Source organism: Pseudomonas sp. FBCC-B35 (assembly GCF_059133755.1).
In genome coordinates this window covers 191,474-208,625 of record NZ_CP101439.1, presented here as the reverse complement: position 1 = coordinate 208,625, position 17,152 = coordinate 191,474, and the positions used below count along the sequence as shown (strand labels likewise).

Below are 17,152 nucleotides of genomic sequence, written 5' to 3'. Positions count from 1 at the left end.
TTGAACATGGCGCTTTTATTCGGGGGTAGCTGGGGTTGCCCGCAGTCAGTATTCGTTGATCGACTGCCGCGAACGCCCTGGCCACCAGGTGCTGCAATGTAAAAAAGGCCAGCGGGACGTCGCTCTCGCGCCCCGCTGGCAGAGGTAAAGCCTTTACCGTGCGATCAGACGCTGATGCACAGGTATTTGATTTCGAGGTAATCCTCGATACCGTACTTGGAGCCTTCGCGGCCCAGGCCAGAAGCCTTGATACCGCCAAATGGCGCCACTTCGTTGGAGATCAGGCCGGTGTTGATGCCTACCATGCCGTATTCCAGCGCTTCGGCGACACGGAACACACGGCTCATGTCGCGGGCGTAGAAGTAGGACGCCAGGCCGAACTCGGTGTCGTTGGACATGGCGATGACTTCGGCTTCGTCTTTGAAGCGGAACAGCGGCGCCAACGGGCCAAAGGTTTCTTCCTTGGCAACGGCAGCGGTCTTGGGCACGTCGACCAGAATGGTCGGCTCGAAGAAGTTGCCTTCGATCAGCTTGCCGCCGGACAGGACCTTGGCGCCTTTGCTCACCGCGTCTTCGATGTGCTCCTGCACCTTGGCCACGGCCTTGCCGTCGATCAGCGGGCCAGTGGTGGTGCCGTCTTCGAGGCCGTTACCGATCTTGAGCTTGGCCACAGCGGCGGCCAGCTTCTGCGCGAACGCGTCATAGACGCCAGCTTGCACGTAGATGCGGTTGGCGCAGACGCAGGTCTGGCCGTTGTTACGGTACTTGGAGATGATCGCGCCTTCGACTGCCTTGTCCAGGTCGGCGTCGTCGAACACGATGAACGGGGCGTTACCACCCAGCTCCAGGGATACTTTCTTGATGTCCTTGGCGCATTCCTGCATCAGCTGGCGACCGATTTCGGTAGAGCCGGTGAAGGAGAGTTTGCGCACCAGGGCGTTGCCGGTCAGTTCGCCGCCGACTTCGCCTGCGCTGCCGGTAACCACGCTCAGCACGCCTGCCGGAATACCGGCACGGTTGGCCAGTTCGACCAGCGCCAGGGCGGAGTACGGGGTTTGCGAGGCAGGCTTGAGCACCATGGTGCAGCCAGCGGCCAGGGCCGGGCCGGCTTTACGGGTGATCATGGCAGCCGGGAAGTTCCACGGGGTGATGGCCGCGGTGACGCCAATCGGCTGCTTGATGACGATCAGACGCTTGTCAGGCTGGTGGCCTGGGATGGTGTCGCCATAGACGCGCTTGGCTTCTTCGGCGAACCACTCGATGAAGGAGGCGGCATAGGCGATTTCGCCCTTGGCTTCGGCCAGCGGCTTGCCTTGTTCGGTGGTCATCAGGCGAGCGAGGTCGTCCTGGTTTTCGATCATCAGTTCGAACCAGCGACGCAGCTTGGTCGAGCGCTCCTTGGCGGTCAGGGCACGCCAGGCCGGCAGGGCCTTGTCGGCTGCCTCGATGGCGCGGCGGGTTTCCGCAGTACCCATCTTCGGCACGGTACCAATGACTTCGCCCGTGGCAGGGTTGGTCACATTGATAGTCTGGCCGCTGTCCGCATCCAGCCATTCACCGTTGATGAAGGCTTGCTGGCGGAACAACTGAGCGTCTTTGAGCTGCATGTCGGCTTCCCGAATTGTTGATTGTTGAAAGCGCCCAGCGCAGGGCTCCGAGCGTTTGAAATCTCAAACGAATGCTAAGCGTCTGCTGGGGTGTTGGACAATAGGCTGTTCGAAAAAAAGAACGAGCGGTTGAACACCTTATCTGAAATCGGCTCGCTGGTAGGGCGTGATGGGCCCTGGCTACCCAAGGCGAGCACGAACCGAAAGAGTAGCCCCAGGCAGAACCGCCATGGAGGCGAACATGGCAACTGGTAAAAAGGGCTACAGATCAAGGCGATGGACGCAGACGAACGAGATAGGTATCATGCGTGCGCGTTGCACTCGTAGCTCAGCTGGATAGAGTACTGCCCTCCGAAGGCAGGGGTCGTGGGTTCGAATCCCGCCGAGTGCGCCATACATGAAAAGCCCCAGGCCAACGCCTGGGGCTTTTTCGTTTGTGCGCCATGTCACACGCCTGGTACTGCCGTACCACAGGTCATTGGTGTTAGCGTGAGGGCCTTCCCGCACGACGGGGCCTCATCAATGATTGGCGAAGGAATGCGTACACTCATGCATCTGAAAAAGCTCACCTCTGTTTCCCTGCTGGCAGCCAGCATCGGCTTGTTCGCGTTGCCTGCCCAGGCCAACCTCACCCAGCAGCAGTCTGCGGCGATCGTCAAGGCGTTCGACGGCAGCGATCCGCATGACTTCAAGCAGTTTCTCGGCAAGCTCAAAGGCAGCGAACTGGCCCAGGCCGATGACCTGGGCACCACCTTGGACACCTACCTGGCCGGTAAGCCGCTGGGCGCCGAGCAGCAGAACGAGATCAATCGCCTGCTCGGGCTCTACACCCGCATCAAGTACGGCAAGGCTGCCACCCAGACCCTGCGCGAACTGGTGGCCATTCCCACGGTCACCGTCGAGGGCACGCCTCAGCATGAAAACCCCGAGTTCCTGAAGATCGCCGACAAGATCAAGGCACTGGCCGACGGGTTTGGCCTGGCTTTTCGCAACGTCGACAACCGTGTCTACGAAATCTCCCTGGGAAGCGGCAAGGAAGTGGTCGGTATCCATGCCCATGCCGACGTGGTCCCTGTCACACCGGAAAACTGGAAGCTGGCCGACGGCACGCGCCTGGACCCGTTCAAGGTCACCCTGGTCGGTGATCGCATGTACGGCCGTGGTACCGAGGACGACAAGAATGGCATCGTCGTAGCGCTGTATGCCCTGAAGGTCGCCAAGGATGAAAACCTGCCCCTGGCGCGGCAATTCAAACTGCTGATCGACACCACCGAAGAAACCAGCGGCGATGCCATCCCGTACTACTTCGAGCGCAACCCTACGCCTGACTACAACCTAGCCCTGGATGGCGGCTATCCGGTGGTCATCGCGGAAAAAGGCTACGGCACCGTGATGGCGAATTTTGCCAAGCGTGCGGCCAGCGGCCAGGGTGCCGAAATCGTCAACCTTACCGGTGGGCTTGCTACCAATCAGATCCCGTCCACCTCGGTAGCGACCTTGCTCACCGACGACGCCAGCGCACTGGCGCAGCGGTTGAACACGGCCGGTGCCGAGTACGTGAAGCAAAACGGTGGCGACTTCAGCATTGCCGCCAAACCCGACGGCAAGCAAGTGGTGCTCACCGTGACCGGTGTGTCAGCTCACTCCTCGGAGCCCGAATCGGGCGTGAACCCTGTCGCGCGCATGCTGGACTTCATCAATGGCGTGGGCAAGACGGTGCCGTTGAAGCGGAACCAGTTCACCGATGCTGCCCACTATGCGGCGGACAACTGGGGCCTGGACTACCTGGGCAAGAAGCTGGGCATCGCCTATGACGATGCATTCATGGGGCCGCTTACCGCCTCGCCAACCTTCGTCGGTGTGGATGACAAAGGCTTGAAGCTGGCGATCAACCTGCGCATCCCCAAGGGCAAGGCGGTCGCGACGATCAAGGATGAAATCGCCGACAAGCTCGGTAAGTGGTCGCAGCAAAGCCATATCACGCCCGCCTACGACTACAGCCTGGACGAGCCGATGTACCGCAACCCAGAAGGCGAGTGGGTCAAGGCCCTGCTGGCTGTGGCCAGCGAAAACCTGGGCATGAAGCACGCGTTCGGTACGTCCGCCGGAGCCACCTCAGTGCATGACCTGCCCAACGGCGTGCAGTTTGGTCTGGCCATGCCCGGTGTGAAGTACACCGGGCATAACGACAACGAGTTCAAGACCGTGGACCAGTTCATGCTGGACCTGCAGGTGGTCAGCGAAATGGTGGCGCGGATCGGGCAGATGCCGAAGCTCTGAGATCCGCCTCTGCCTTTGGCATCGCTACCCGGCCTGGCAGGCCGGGCTAGCGCGCCCGGTGATCCCTGCACAGCCCTGAATCATGTCAGGCTGTGCATCACCTGCAGGGTCTTTTCAATGTCCTGGGGCGTGTTGGTGATCCCGGCAGAGAAGCGAACCGAGGTATGGCGGTAAGGTGTTGCGCTGGCAATGATGTTCTGCGCTTTCAACTTCGCCACCACGTCCTTGGGCGCCTGACCCTTAACGTCGCAGCATACGATACCCGCCGAAAACTGCGCGTCTTGGGGCGTGAGTAATGAAACATTGGGCAGTTTGGCCAGCCCTTCCTTGAGTTGGCCATTGAGTTCGGCAACGCGCTCGGCAATGCGCTTGCGGCCAATTTGCTCGATGAATCGGAACGCCTCGATCATCGCCCACTGATTCTCGAACGCCAGGAACCCTCCGGGGCTTACCCATGCCGCTTGCGTATCGCCCTGCGGCGCACGTTCCTGGCGCCAGGCATTGGCAGGCTCGGCCGCCATGATGGTGGGAATGGTCGGCATGACGTGGCGCCATTGCCCTTGGCGCCCCCACACCAGACCGGTTCCGTGCGGGCCGAGGATCCACTTGTGCGTACCGGCACTGAAGAAATCGCATCCCAGGCTGGCGACCTGCGCCTCGGAGCAGCCGAAACCATGCACCCCGTCAATCACGTACAGGATTCTCTGCGCCTCGTCACGGCCTTTGTTGAGCCGGGCCACCAGGTCGCCGATCTCCTTGACCGGCAACCGTACGCCGGTGCCTGAATGGACCCAAGTCATTGCCAGAATGCGGGTCGAAGGGCGAATGGCGGCTTCGATACGCGTCACGATGGCATCGACGCTGACGTCCTGCGGACCTTGGTAGAGATCGATGCGCCTGATGCTGCCACCCCACTTGACCACAGCCAGGCGCATCGCTTCGTCATGGGTGTACCACTCATGGTGGGTGGTGAGAATTTCCTGATCGGGATTGAGCTTGATGCCGTTGTAGATCATTGCCAGGCCCTGGGTCGTGCTGGTGGTCAGGGCAATGTCCTCTGCGCGCCCGCCCGTATAGGCGGCCGCGGTTTCGCAGACCTTGCGCCAGACCATGTCTTCGGGTTTGGCGAACATGTGGTCTTCGAGGTAGGTATAGGGGTTCTGGTCGAAGGCCTCCCGGTGCCGCGCCATGGCATCGCGCACCGGCTTGGGGTTGGATGCCAGGAAGAAGTTGGAGATATGCACATACCGTGGCGACAGCTGAAACTGCGCCCGTACCGATGCCCAGTCGGCAGGATCGAATGCCGGGGTTTCTGGCTCGGGCGCCGCAACGGCGCCTGCGCTGGACAGGCTGGCGATCATGCCGCCGCCAACCAGGGTGGCGCCCACAGCGCCCCCCATGAATCCACGTCTTCCCAAACTCATTTCGACTTCCTATCGATTCACAGTGAGGTCCGCGCAGTGCGCGCGGACAAAGCATTGAAGATGCGCTGCCCATACAGGCCGACAGCCAGACCCAGCACGATCAGGACAACGGCCAGTACCTTGCTGGTGGGCACGCTCTCGTTGAACACCAGTACCGAGCCGAGCATGCCGAAAATCGGCACCAGCAGCGAAAGCGGTGCGACGGTCGATACCGGGTACGTCTTGAGCAGCGAATTCCAGATCCAATAGGCAAACAAGGTGTTCGGATAAACCTGGAACAGAATCGACAGAATCGCCGTGCTGTCCACCTGATGGACCAGCGCGGTGTAGCCGGCACTGCCATTGACCGCGTAGTCGAGCACGAACAACGGGATCGGTGCAAAAGCGCTGGACCACACCAGGAACGCGAACACGTCCTTGGTCTTTGCCTTCTTGTTGATGACGTTGGCCACGCTCCATGCGCCAGCGCCCAGGAGTACCAGCAACACACCAGGCAATGTCACCGAGCCGTCGCTGATCGTGATGATGCACAGCAGCCCCGCCAAGGCCACCAGCATGCCCAGCACCTGAAAGCGCGTCAGTGCTTCTTTGAAGACCAACCCGCCCAGCAGGATGGTGAAGAATGCACTGAACTGCAGCACCAGCGAGGCAATGCCGGCAGACAGCCCAGCCTTGATCCCGAGGTTGACCACACCCCATAAGCCGATGCCGAACACCAGGCCGTAGCCAATGATGTAGCGCCAGGCCACATCGGGTTTGCGGATGAAGAAAATCGCCGGCAGCGCACACAGGCTGAAACGAATCCCGGCGAGGATCAGTGGGTCGACAGTGGCCAGCCCCAGTTTGATGACAGAGAAATTGATGCCCCAGATGGCCGTGATCAGAACGGCCAGCACTACATGCTGTGGTTTCATTGGCAGGCTGCCTTGAAGAAGAAGTTAAGCAACGGATGTCAGGTGCCGGGCCAGTGATACCCGCGAGAACAGATCAACCATCCAGTCGCGGGTACGCTCGGGCTCGGCGGTCTTGACGATGCCCGCCAGCGGCGCTTCGAATGCCGAGTAGGTCACGTGCCCAGGCAATGGTGCACCCGGTTCGAGCTCGTTCCACTGCACGATACAAGGGCTGCCGCGCAGTTCACCTGCGCCCTCGAGCCCAAGGAACGTGCGCTGCGGGTGAGTGTGCCCAGGGAACACGAACCATCCGTAGCCCAGGTCCGCCTGCCGGCCGCTCAGCGTCGAAAGGTCCAGTTCGCCGTCGACATAGATGCGCAGTTCCAGCGAAGGCAAATGAATCCCCGTGGCCATCTCATACGTCGCCACCACGTCAGCCCCGCCGACCCGGTTACCCACTTCGAGGAAGACCGGCCCGTCGGCGTCCATGATGGCTTCCAGGTGGAAGGCGCCGTGGGTGATCCGCACCGCGTTCAGCGCCTGCCCCACCCACTCCCGCATGGATGCGCAGCTGTCCACATGCCAGGAACCCAGCGGCGCACCCCGCTCCATGTAGTCCAGGCAGGTGCCTACGTATTCACTGGCCTGCATCGTGACGATTCGACCGTCGAGCACCAAACCGTCGAAATGGCGGATGGGGCCTGCAACGTACTCCTCGACCTGAAAATCATCGATGAGCAACGACTGTTCATGGATTTTGCGCCGGATTTCGGCGTGGGCCTGAGACGGTAAATGTACGCTGACGTCCGCGCTCGAAGCGCCGCTGTGGGGTTTCAAGACCGTTTTGCCTGCCCAAGGCACCTGGCCTTGCGCGTCCAGGTAACAGGCCAGCGACATGAACTGCGGTATGCGCAAGCCGTTGGCCTGCACCGCTTGCTTCATCAGCAGCTTGTTGCGCGCCAGGGTCACGGTCTGTAATGAAGCCCCTTCAACGCCCAATGCTTCTCTCAAGCGTGCAGCATCGAGCAGTTCGTATTCGGACATTGAAATAATGCGATCAAAGCGCTGGGGGCTACCAGACAGCCATGCCAATGCTTCCTCACTAGCGCTGGCGGTACCCGCTCGTACCACCCGCTTGCACTGCAAATCGGCAGGCAGCGTGTCGATTGCAGCTTGCTTGCCGAAATAGGTGACTTCGTGCAGCGCATGATCGATGCCACGGTGGTATTCGATTCGGGGGTAAGGCACACGGTGGAGGATCAGAATCTTCATATTATTGTTCTCGAAGCGTGGATGGCGTCGCTCAGCAAGCGGCTTTGAGCAGGGGTTCGGCAGCCAGGCTGCGCGCCATGACCTCCAGCCACTGTTCGCGCAGCGCGCTGACCAGATCACGGATATCGGCCTGGGCATCGTGCAGCGTCACGCAGGCCTGCGCCACGAAATCGCCATTATCCCGGGGCGTGGCATGGACGAGACGGCGCGCACTGGTCACCCAAGCGCATTCGAGCAAGACGACAGCGTCCTGTGCAATGCCCAGCCGCTGTGCTGCGCAGGCAATGGTTTCCACCACCAGGGCATGAACGTCGCCTAGTCGGGCCACATCGACGGTCATGTCCTGAGGCACGCCGAACATGAGGGTGGCCGCGCTACAGCTAGGCTCTGGCAGCTCCTTGGGTATGGCTGCCGAAAATACCGAGTCGATCCAGGCTGCATACAAGTCAAGCCCGTGGACAGCTTGAGCCAGCGTCCAGATTTTCATGCCTGCAGGGCGCCGATTGGGTTCGACCACGGCCGTGTTGCAGTCTTTCTCGCTGAGCTTGATCTCGTTGTGGAACGGCCCGATGCGCTGGCCGACCAATCGGTTGACCTGCTCGCCCACCACACGGATGGCCATGCGTTCCTGATGATCGAGCCGGGCCGGCAGGATCTGCGCCACTTCTACCGGGTAGCGCCCGGTGGCACTCACTTTCTCGGTGATGAACCACAACTCGCCCAGCCCGTCGTAGGAGTATTCACGGTCAAAGGGTATCAAGGCTTCGGCTAGCACGCCGCTCGCCAGGTACGGCTCTACTTCGGCAAACGCCTGGTCGCAGTCTGTACCCGGGGCGACCAGGACTACGCCCCGGTTATTGCCCTCGGTCGTGGGTTTGATGACGAAGCCGTGAGCCTGACGCCGGGCGAAGTTCTGTACGTCTTCAAGGCACCTGATGCGTTCGAAATCCGGCACCATCACGCCGAGCTGTGTAAGCAGCGGCCCGATGCGCTGCTCGCTTATCCGATAGGCCAGCTTGTCGAACGCCCCCAGTGCCAGGCGGGCGTCGTCAACGGGCAAACCAAGGCGCTCAAGCAGCGCAGCGCCACTGGCCACGGCATTGTCGGAAAACACGATGCCAGCACTGACACGCGCGGCCTCGTCGCCTAATTGCTCAAGCACGCGCTGGATGAAGTCCGGCGCCAACGGGTCTGCGTCGATAAGCCGATCGCTGATGCGCAGATCGTGCGCCTGGGGAGCGCTGCGCACCAACCAGGTTTCGGCATTCCAGCGCTCACGGGCATGGTTGCGCATGTGTTGAAGGTCGCCGATACGGCTCAAGTTGTAATCCACAACCAGCAAAACGGGTCTTTGCAAGCACATGTCAATTGTCTCCGGTGCCTGGCGGACGTCAGAAGCCTTCGGTCTCGTACTGGATATCGAGCGCGTCTGCGCTGCTACGAGACAGGCGCTTGAGTTCAGCGGGGTGTTCGGTGTGCGGGAATGTCCACAGCAACTGGCCGAGGAACACTTCACGGGCATGGGCAGGAATCACATCGCCTGCCTTGAGCAGGATGTGCGTCACGCTGGGCGCCAGTGGGGTCTCAGCCAGCTCGACGCTACGCAGGGTGCCGGGTTTGGCGAAATAGACGCGAAAGAACGTGGCCGTCGTCTGCTCGGTGGTGCCCTCGGCGTGCCAGCCAAGCCTGTCCAGACGCTGTGCGAAGGCCTCGCGCAGAGGCGCATCGTCCTGGCTTGCGAACAGCAGGTCCAGCCACAGCGAGAGCATGCTGTGCCCGTCAGCGACCGCCTCAACGCTATGGGAAATCAGGCTGCCGCCCACCCGTGGATTGACTTCGATCAGGTCCCAGTGCTCGCCGGTGAACCTGGCTTCGATGTGGTAGCAACCCCATTTCAGCGCCAGGCAGCCAAGCACTTCACTCAGCCATGCCAGGCCGGCTGCGATCTGCGCTTTATCGAGGCTGGCTGGCGGTGTGGTGCAGCTGTCTTCCAGCACCGTTTCGGCTGTCTCGGTGACTTCGTATTTTTCATGAATGGCCACCACGTGGACCTGGCCATCGAGCAGTAGGGTCTCGAAGCTGAATTCTTTACCGGGGATGTAATCCTCGGCCATGAACTCAAGCCCCTCATTGAAGGCCGAGGCATACACGGTGTCGCTTGCTGAAGCCTCTCTCAAGGCTTCCAACGTGGCCCAACGGGTGTCCGGACGCATTGGGAAGGCGGCATAGGAAGCGATGCCATGGATCGGCTTGATGAAGTAAGGCCGGCCATCCATCTGCAATGCCTGCAGGACCGATGCCGACAGAGCATGCGCCTGGACCTGTGAAAGCCCGGCTGCCGCCAGTTGGTTACGCACCCCGAGCTTGTTGCGCAGGGCAAGCGCTTGCTCAGGGCCAATGTCGTAGGTGCCAAGCGACAGGTTGGCCTGCGCCATCAGGTGCCGGTACCCCTCCCACACGCTGATGCAGCAGGTGACCTGTTCGCCTGCTTCATGCAGACGCTGGAGGGTTTGGGTAACCTCATCGCTGCGTAATTGGTGAGCGTCGCCGACATAGAGCCGGTCTGCCCAAGACTCGATTTGCTGCAAACGAGCCGGTACATGTTCAGGAAGCGGCAATGAAGAAAGCACGAAGCAGCGAAGCTGTCGACGATGCAGCTCTAACTTCAAGTCTTCCAGAAATGAAAAGCCGCAATGGCTCAGGATCAGCACACCAGGTCGCGTCGTCTTCATTGCCTGCACCATGGCTTAGGCTACCTTGGCTTGCGGGCTGGCCAGCGTGTCCAGGTACAACTCGTTGAAGTACATGGCCAACACTTTCTGATGCTCGGCCAGGTAGCGCTTGAGCGCAGCGATGTCCTGCTCACCTTTGATCAAGAAGCGCAATGCCGCCCATACCTCGCCTGGATGGTCATCGTTGATGTCGGTGTGGGAGTGGGAGATCTGACCCACGATCTTGGATTCGCCGACCGAACCCTTGAGCGCTTCGAGCTTGCGCGGCTCGAGCTTGACGTTGACGTATTCGACCAGGTACGAGTAGGCGATGACGCCCAGGGGGCCTTCATGGTCGAGCAGGTAGGAGAAGAAGCCTGCCAGCAGCTTGGTGGACAGGTAGGGTTCGGTGGCAAGGAACTCTTCGCGGCTGACGCCTACACGCTGGAGATCCTGGATGAACAAGTCGTCATGCAGCATTTCTTCCTGTTCGTAGTGGGCCCAGATCTGCGCAGCTTCCGGGCTGACTTTCGCCACCTCGACCAAGGCCTTGGCCTCGGCAACGCGCAGCAGGCGGATACGCCACGCCGTCTCGATCAGGTGACGCTTGTAGTAGGCGCTGTTGACATCCTTGCCTTCCAGGTGCGCGGCTTGCGGCACCGTCTTGTACCACTGATCGACCTGTTCATCGATGATGCTGTCGATTTCCCCACGCAGGTTGACCGATGCAGCAGCATTGAGGAACGGAGTGCGATCGCCATAGCCCACATTCTTTACACGGTTCAGCATATTCGAGCCTCTTCTTGGGTTCTGATACAAGACGCCACTCATCATGAGTCGACGTGAACAACGCACTGCCTAGCCAATGACTTCAATGGCCAATTCACCTCTGATCAGGCACTGGCAGGCCAGACGGTAGTCCGCCCCGCTATAGCCCAACAGTTCTATGAATGCTGTTTCCTCATCGTTGCGTGGATTCAACGCGTCCAGCCCTTGCTTGACTTTGATCAGGCACGCCCCGCACGCCCCGACGCGGCAGCCGAGCGGGATGACATTCTTGCCACCGGCCTCCCATTCGATGTCTGTAAGGGGTGAGTTGGAGGGCAGTTCAAAGTCGACGCCGTGGGAAGAAACGGTCAGTTTGTGCAGCGCCATACGTGCCTCGCCTAAGTTGAAGTTGCTGTGTCGCGCGCACGGCATCACGTTGCTGTGTCGAAACAATGAGCGCAGCTGTTGAATCGCAAGTACTTATCGGTCGTTGAAGTTCAACCACAGCCAGTAGATCAAGGCGACGGCACTGATCGATGCGCCCAGCATGCACACGGCTACCCAACCCGCCTGGGCATAGGTGTAGGTCGCCGCGATGGCGCCGAGCCCGCTGCCCAGCGAGTAGAAGCACATGTAGGCGCCAACGAGCCTGCTTTGCGCATCCGGTCGTGCAGCGAAGATCAGGCTTTGGTTGGTGACGTGCACGGCCTGCACGGCGAAGTCGAGCATCACCACGCCCAGGACCATTGCCAGCAGCGAGCTATGGACGAACGCCGTCGGAAGCCAGGAAAGGGTCAGCAAGACCAGCGCAATGCCTGTGGTGCGATTGGCCAGGCCACGGTCTGCCAGTCGCCCGGCCCTCGCCGCTGCGAGAGCCCCTGCTACCCCGGCAAGGCCAAAGAGCCCGATTTGGGTATGCGAAAGCGCAAGATCTGGTTCACTGAGCGGCAGGACCATGGATGTCCAGAGCACGCTGAAGGCAGCGAAGATAAGCAACGCAAAGACTCCGCGCACGCGCAGGGTACGTTCGCGCAGAAACAGCTGCAGCACCGAACGCAGCAGGGCAAAGTAGCCGCCGCTGACCGCAGCGCGGGGAGAGGCGGGCAGCGTGCGCCACAACACGAAGGCCATCCCCGCCATCAGCGCGGCCGACACGAAATACACGCTGCGCCACCCGGCCAGATCGGCCATCGCGCCAGACACGAAACGTGCAAGCAGAATCCCCAGGACCACGCCGCTGGTCACAGTCCCCACGGTCTGGCCACGTTGCTCGGGGCTTGCCAGTGCCGCAGCGTAGGCCACCACCACCTGCACCAGTACGGCCATCAACCCCACCAGGACCATGGCACCGAGCAGCACGACCCAGGCCTGCGCCAGCCCTACGGCGCAGAGGGCCAAGGCGCTGAGGAGCATTTGGCAGAGAATGAGCTTCTTCCGGTTGACCAAGTCGCCCAGCGGCACAATGAACAGCAAACCGACCGCATAACCTGCCTGGGTGGCCGTGACGACGATCCCGATGGTGCTGGCAGGCACCGCCAAACTGCTGGCCATGGACTCGAGCAGCGGCTGGGCGAAGTACACATTCGCCACGGCCATTGCGCAGGTAATGGCAAAGAGGAAGGTTTGGGAAGGGCTGAGTGTGGTACTACGCGGTGTGTCGCAGCGCGCCGTGTCGTCACGGTTGGCAGACGCTTCGGCTGTCGCCGCCCGCTTGACCGGGCTATCTGGCCTGTACGGCATGCACTTCCATCCTTGGAATAGGTTTCAAAAGGAAACCACTTGTAGCGATTTTTAACAAATCAGGTTTTTAAATGCAACTACTGACCATGAACGTTTTCTCATATGGTTAGCGCTTTTCATCATCTGCTCATGGACAAACATGGCCAAACAGGAACAGTTAGCGCGCAGTGAATGCCCAGTGGCGCGCACCCTAGAAGCGATTGGGGACCGATGGGTATTGATGATCATCCGCGAAGCGTTCGACGACGTACGGCGGTTCAGTGATTTTCAGAAGCGCCTTGGTGTCGCCAAGAACATCCTCACCGTAAAGCTCAAGGCAATGGTCGAATTGGGCGTGTTCGAGGTCCGGCCTGCTTCCGATGGGAGTGCTTACAAGGAGTATGTGCTGACCGAAATGGGCCGGGCCGCCTTCCCCATCGTCATCAGCATGCGCCAGTGGGGAGAGCGTTTTTTGTACGGTTCAGGTGAATGCCACTCGATCATGCTGGACAACATGACAGACCAGCCCCTTGAGACGATCACCGTTCGATCCCGTACAGGCCAGCAGTTGAGCCCGGAGGATTGTCACCGACGACTGATCACCCGAGGGGGTTGAGGCAAACGCCCCTGCATGCTCATGACGTTTTTCAATCACCTCGATGCCGTTTCCTGCATTGCCGGACGGCGCCGGGTGGTCGATGCTTGCAGGACCGTCGCCAGTGTTTTCCTCCACCTGCAGAGGCCACCATGAAAAACGTCGAACAAATCCTCAAGAGCAAGTCCGAACACCAGACCGTGTACACCATCGGTCCGGACGACTCAGTGCTCGACGCCCTCAGACTGTTGGCCGAGATGAACATCGGCGCGTTGCCTGTCGTTGAAGGCAACGAGGTGGTAGGTATCGTCAGTGAGCGCGATTATGCGCGCAAGCTGGTGCTCAAGGGACGCTCGTCGGCCGCCACGCCGGTGCGCGACATCATGAGCGCACCGGTGGTTACCGTGGAGCCGAAGCACAACCTTGAATACTGCATGAACCTGATGACCAATCGACATTTGCGCCATCTGCCGGTGGTGAGCAACGGTGAGCTGTTGGGGCTGTTGTCGATTGGCGACCTGGTCAAGGAGACCATCGCGGAGCAGGCAGGGTTGATCTTGCAGCTCGAGCAGTACATCCGCGGCGAGTGAGGCATTTCAGGGCTCGGCCACCTGCATGCGCTACAGGTAAGACTGGCCGTCAGCCGGTTCCGGAACTGTCTATACCTTGAATGGCAGTATCGACGCGTTGACCGGAACGGCTCACGGCCCCTCACGCTTCACGCTGCAGGTAACTTATTTCTTGGCCGGATGCAGCGCTTCGTTCAACTGATCGGCCATGGGAACCCAGTCGGCATCGGCGGCGTAGCTTTCCTTGAGAAAGGCACGCTGGCCCTCACTCCAGAACGGTGCATCGACCAATTTCACATCATCATCGAGTGGCGAATGGGTGGTGATGAAGCGCTCGATCTCGACCGGGTCGTCGTCCAGTCCAAGCTGCTTGAACAATTCGGAAAAGTGGTGAGTCGGTTTGTCCATGATTCCTCCGCAGTGCCGGCATGCGCTTTGGTGTAAGCGCCAGTCCTGTTTGAGAGCTTGCGCTCAAGGGTGGGCATCAGCGCCCCAGGCAGGACGACCGCAATCATCCTGCCTGGGAATAGACAGCGCGCCACAGCAGAAGACTCGATAAATCACCGTAATGCCTTGAGCAGAAAGCTCTGAGCCAGAAGGCGCAGCCACCTCTGCCCTGGATTTACAGCGGCGCGCGGCGCAAGGTGGCCAGGAACGTGGCCGCACCGATGAACAGCCCGGCAAAGGTACGGTTGAGGCGCTTTTGCTGCTTGGGTGTGCGCAGCACCCTAAGCACGCGTGCTGCAAGCCCCGTATAACCCGCCATCACCAGCAGATCGACGGCAACCATGGTAGCGGCGATGGCGATGTACTGTGGTAACAAAGGCGCATGAGGATTGATGAACTGCGGCAGCACCGCCAGCATGAACACCAGGGCCTTGGGGTTGCTGACGTTCACAAGAAAACCCCGGAACACCAGGCTCAGCGGTTTGCCGATGGGTCGCATACCGGATTCATCGCTCATGTCCATGGGCAGGGCGCGCCATTGCTTATAGGCCAGGTACACCAGGTAGGCGACGCCGAACCATTTGATCACATGGAATGCGGTGGCCGAAGCAGCCAGGATGGCCCCGACGCCTGCCGCAATGATGGCGATCTGCATCACCAGGCCGATCTGCAAGCCCAGCGCATTCCAGTAGCCGCGCCAGAACCCATATTGCAGCCCACTAGACATCGAGGCGATAGCGCCCGCACCCGGAGACAGGCTGATAACCCAGCAGGCGGCAAAAAAGCCCAACCACACTTCCATCGACATCCCACACCTCGCTCATGCACATGTTTCAAAGCATTAAGCTAAGGTGCCGATGAAAAAATGACCAGCGCAATTTGAGCGATTTTGCAGCGCTGCTTGCGAAGGGTCGGTAGCAGCGCTCGCAAAAAGCGCGTCAGCTGAGCGCTTCGAGTTCGGCCTGCATGGTTTCGAGCGTTTCCAGTGCCTGCATCCAAGCGTCTTCGAGGTCGCCTTCACGCTGCTTGAGCGCGGTTTGCCGGGCCAGCAATTCACGCAGCTCGTCCTTGCGGGCGGCTTCGTAAAGACCACCATCACCCAACGCAGTCTCGATCTCGGCCAACTGCGCATGCACCTGGTTGAGTTCAGCTTCAAGCTTGTCAGCGGTCTTCTTGTGCGGCGCCAGTTGTTGGCGCAATGCTGCCGCAGCCTGGCGCATGGCCTTCTTGTCGGTCTTGTCGGGGTTGGTTACCGCGCTACTGACCGGCGCGTTGCGCTGGCGATATTCCACGAGCCAGCGGCTATAGTCATCGAGGTCCCCGTCGAAGGGCTCGACCTTACCGTCGGCGACCAGCAAGAAGTCATCGGTTGTGCTTTTGAGCAGATGCCGGTCGTGGGACACCACCACCACTGCACCTGCAAACTCCTGCAATGCCATGGTCAGGGCCAGGCGCATTTCCAGGTCCAGGTGGTTGGTGGGTTCGTCGAGCAGCAGCAGGTTTGGCCGCTCCCAGGCGATAAGCGACAGCGCAAGCCGTGCCTTTTCGCCACCCGAGAAGTTCACGACCGGCTCGTCTACGCGATCGCCATGAAAATCGAAACCACCGAGGAAGTCGCGCAGCGTCTGCTCGCGCTCGGTTGGGGCAATGCGCTGCAGGTGCAGCAAGGGGCTGGCCTTGTCGTCCAACGAGTCGAGCTGATGCTGGGCAAAATAGCCGACGGCGAGGTTTTCACCCCGCACCAGGCGCCCGGACAATGGCTCAAGCTCACCGGCAAGGTTCTTGATCAAGGTGGACTTGCCGGCGCCGTTGGGGCCTAGCAGGCCGATGCGTGCACCCGGCACCAGCTGCAGCTTGACCTTCTCGAGAATGGCCTTGTCGCCGTAACCCAACCGCCCTTCGGACAGGCTCAACAAGGGGCTGGAGATTTTCTGCGACTCGCGGAACACGAAATCGAACGGCGAATCCACGTGAGCGGCCGACAGCTCCTCCATGCGCTCCAGGGCCTTTATGCGGCTCTGTGCCTGACGCGCCTTGGTGGCCTGGGCCTTGAAGCGCGCAATGTATTTTTCCATGTGCGCACGCTGCGCCTGCTGCTTCTCGTATGCTTGCTGCTGTTGTGCCAGGCGTTCGGCACGGGTGCGTTCGAATGCACTGTAGCCGCCCTTGTACAGGTTCAGCTTGCGCTGTTCGACATGCAGCACGTGATCGACCACGGCATCGAGAAAATCCCTGTCGTGGGAGATCAGCAACAGCGTGCCCGGGTAGCCCTTGAGCCAGTCTTCCAGCCAGAGGATGGCGTCCAGGTCCAAGTGGTTGGTCGGTTCGTCGAGCAATAACAGATCGGAGGGGCACATCAATGCCTGGGCCAGGTTCAGGCGCATCCGCCATCCACCGGAGAAGTCGCCGACGCGGCGGTCCATCTGCTCGTTGGTAAAGCCTAGCCCCGCCAGCAGCTTGCGCGCTCGCGCATCGGCGGTATAACCGTCCGCACTGTCCAACTCACTGTGCAGCCGGGCCAGTGCCGTACCGTCATGGGCCTGCTCGGCCTCTGCCAACGCAGCCTGCACCCTGCGCAATCGCACATCGCCGTCGAGCACATAGTCCACGGCCACCCGGTCGAGGGTATCGACCTCCTGGCGCATGTGCGCGATCCGCCAGTCTGCCGGCAGGTGGCAATCACCGCCATCGGGCGACAACTCACCGCGCAGCAAAGCGAACAAGCTGGATTTGCCGGCACCGTTGGCACCGATGAGGCCGGCCTTGTGACCGGTGTGCAGGGTCATCTCGGCGCCATCTAGCAAGCGCTGCGGACCACGCTGTAAAGTGAGGTTGGATAGTCTGATCATGATGGTCGCGGAGTCTAC

General features: G+C 60.6%; 15 protein-coding genes and 1 tRNA gene. 4 read left to right on the top strand and 12 right to left on the bottom strand.

Features of this window, described 5'->3' with window-relative positions:
* Positions 1 to 164 precede the first annotated feature (164 nt).
* The gene (gene gabD / locus NMB38_RS00855) at positions 165 to 1,607 is read right to left on the bottom strand and encodes an NADP-dependent succinate-semialdehyde dehydrogenase (RefSeq protein WP_028688193.1); all 1,443 of its coding nucleotides are present in this window, start codon (positions 1,605 to 1,607) and stop codon (positions 165 to 167) included.
* Positions 1,608 to 1,924: 317 nt separating this feature from the next.
* Between gabD and NMB38_RS00850 the strand changes: the two genes are divergently transcribed.
* Together NMB38_RS00850 and NMB38_RS00845 are read left to right on the top strand one after the other, a co-directional pair.
* Positions 1,925 to 2,001: transfer RNA gene (locus tag NMB38_RS00850), tRNA-Arg, on the top strand.
* 155 nt (positions 2,002 to 2,156) lie between these two features.
* Positions 2,157 to 3,887 (top strand): dipeptidase, encoded by a 1,731-nt coding sequence (locus tag NMB38_RS00845; protein ID WP_027914151.1) that lies wholly within the window; start codon positions 2,157 to 2,159, stop codon positions 3,885 to 3,887.
* Between the two features lie 80 nt (positions 3,888 to 3,967).
* On the opposite strand, the gene NMB38_RS00840 is transcribed toward NMB38_RS00845, so the two are convergent.
* From NMB38_RS00840 to NMB38_RS00805, 8 genes are all read right to left on the bottom strand, one after another.
* A complete protein-coding gene (locus NMB38_RS00840; RefSeq protein ID WP_230395997.1) occupies positions 3,968 to 5,311 on the bottom strand; it encodes an aminotransferase class V-fold PLP-dependent enzyme in 1,344 nt (447 codons plus the stop codon).
* Positions 5,312 to 5,328: 17 nt separating this feature from the next.
* The gene (locus NMB38_RS00835; RefSeq protein ID WP_027914153.1) at positions 5,329 to 6,225 is read right to left on the bottom strand and encodes an EamA family transporter; all 897 of its coding nucleotides are present in this window, start codon (positions 6,223 to 6,225) and stop codon (positions 5,329 to 5,331) included.
* 24 nt (positions 6,226 to 6,249) lie between these two features.
* Positions 6,250 to 7,476, bottom strand: a complete 1,227-nt coding sequence (locus tag NMB38_RS00830) for an ATP-grasp domain-containing protein (protein ID WP_028688195.1) — start codon at positions 7,474 to 7,476, stop codon at positions 6,250 to 6,252.
* A gap of 31 nt (positions 7,477 to 7,507) precedes the next feature.
* Entirely contained in the window at positions 7,508 to 8,797 is a 1,290-nt protein-coding gene (locus tag NMB38_RS00825) for an ATP-grasp domain-containing protein (protein ID WP_494354870.1), read from the bottom strand.
* Between the two features lie 70 nt (positions 8,798 to 8,867).
* The gene (locus NMB38_RS00820) at positions 8,868 to 10,208 is read right to left on the bottom strand and encodes an ATP-grasp domain-containing protein (protein ID WP_028688197.1); all 1,341 of its coding nucleotides are present in this window, start codon (positions 10,206 to 10,208) and stop codon (positions 8,868 to 8,870) included.
* Between the two features lie 15 nt (positions 10,209 to 10,223).
* The gene (locus tag NMB38_RS00815) at positions 10,224 to 10,976 is read right to left on the bottom strand and encodes a hypothetical protein (protein ID WP_023535779.1); all 753 of its coding nucleotides are present in this window, start codon (positions 10,974 to 10,976) and stop codon (positions 10,224 to 10,226) included.
* Positions 10,977 to 11,045: 69 nt separating this feature from the next.
* A complete protein-coding gene (locus NMB38_RS00810; protein WP_028688198.1) occupies positions 11,046 to 11,342 on the bottom strand; it encodes a 2Fe-2S iron-sulfur cluster-binding protein in 297 nt (98 codons plus the stop codon).
* 93 nt (positions 11,343 to 11,435) lie between these two features.
* Positions 11,436 to 12,695 (bottom strand): MFS transporter, encoded by a 1,260-nt coding sequence (locus NMB38_RS00805; protein ID WP_028688199.1) that lies wholly within the window; start codon positions 12,693 to 12,695, stop codon positions 11,436 to 11,438.
* 139 nt (positions 12,696 to 12,834) lie between these two features.
* On the opposite strand from NMB38_RS00805, the gene NMB38_RS00800 reads away from it, so the two are divergent.
* Together NMB38_RS00800 and NMB38_RS00795 are read left to right on the top strand one after the other, a co-directional pair.
* Positions 12,835 to 13,290 (top strand): winged helix-turn-helix transcriptional regulator, encoded by a 456-nt coding sequence (locus tag NMB38_RS00800; protein WP_027914158.1) that lies wholly within the window; start codon positions 12,835 to 12,837, stop codon positions 13,288 to 13,290.
* 131 nt (positions 13,291 to 13,421) lie between these two features.
* Positions 13,422 to 13,859 (top strand): CBS domain-containing protein, encoded by a 438-nt coding sequence (locus NMB38_RS00795; protein ID WP_023535729.1) that lies wholly within the window; start codon positions 13,422 to 13,424, stop codon positions 13,857 to 13,859.
* A gap of 144 nt (positions 13,860 to 14,003) precedes the next feature.
* On the opposite strand, the gene NMB38_RS00790 is transcribed toward NMB38_RS00795, so the two are convergent.
* The 3 genes from NMB38_RS00790 to NMB38_RS00780 form a co-directional block, all read right to left on the bottom strand.
* On the bottom strand, positions 14,004 to 14,246 hold the full coding sequence (locus tag NMB38_RS00790) for a DUF2789 domain-containing protein (protein ID WP_027914160.1): 243 nt from the start codon (positions 14,244 to 14,246) through the stop codon (positions 14,004 to 14,006).
* Between the two features lie 214 nt (positions 14,247 to 14,460).
* Entirely contained in the window at positions 14,461 to 15,093 is a 633-nt protein-coding gene (locus NMB38_RS00785; RefSeq protein ID WP_345956486.1) for a LysE family transporter, read from the bottom strand.
* 130 nt (positions 15,094 to 15,223) lie between these two features.
* Complete coding sequence (locus NMB38_RS00780) at positions 15,224 to 17,134, bottom strand: ATP-binding cassette domain-containing protein (RefSeq protein WP_028688200.1); 1,911 nt, start codon at positions 17,132 to 17,134, stop codon at positions 15,224 to 15,226.
* Positions 17,135 to 17,152: the final 18 nt, after the last annotated feature.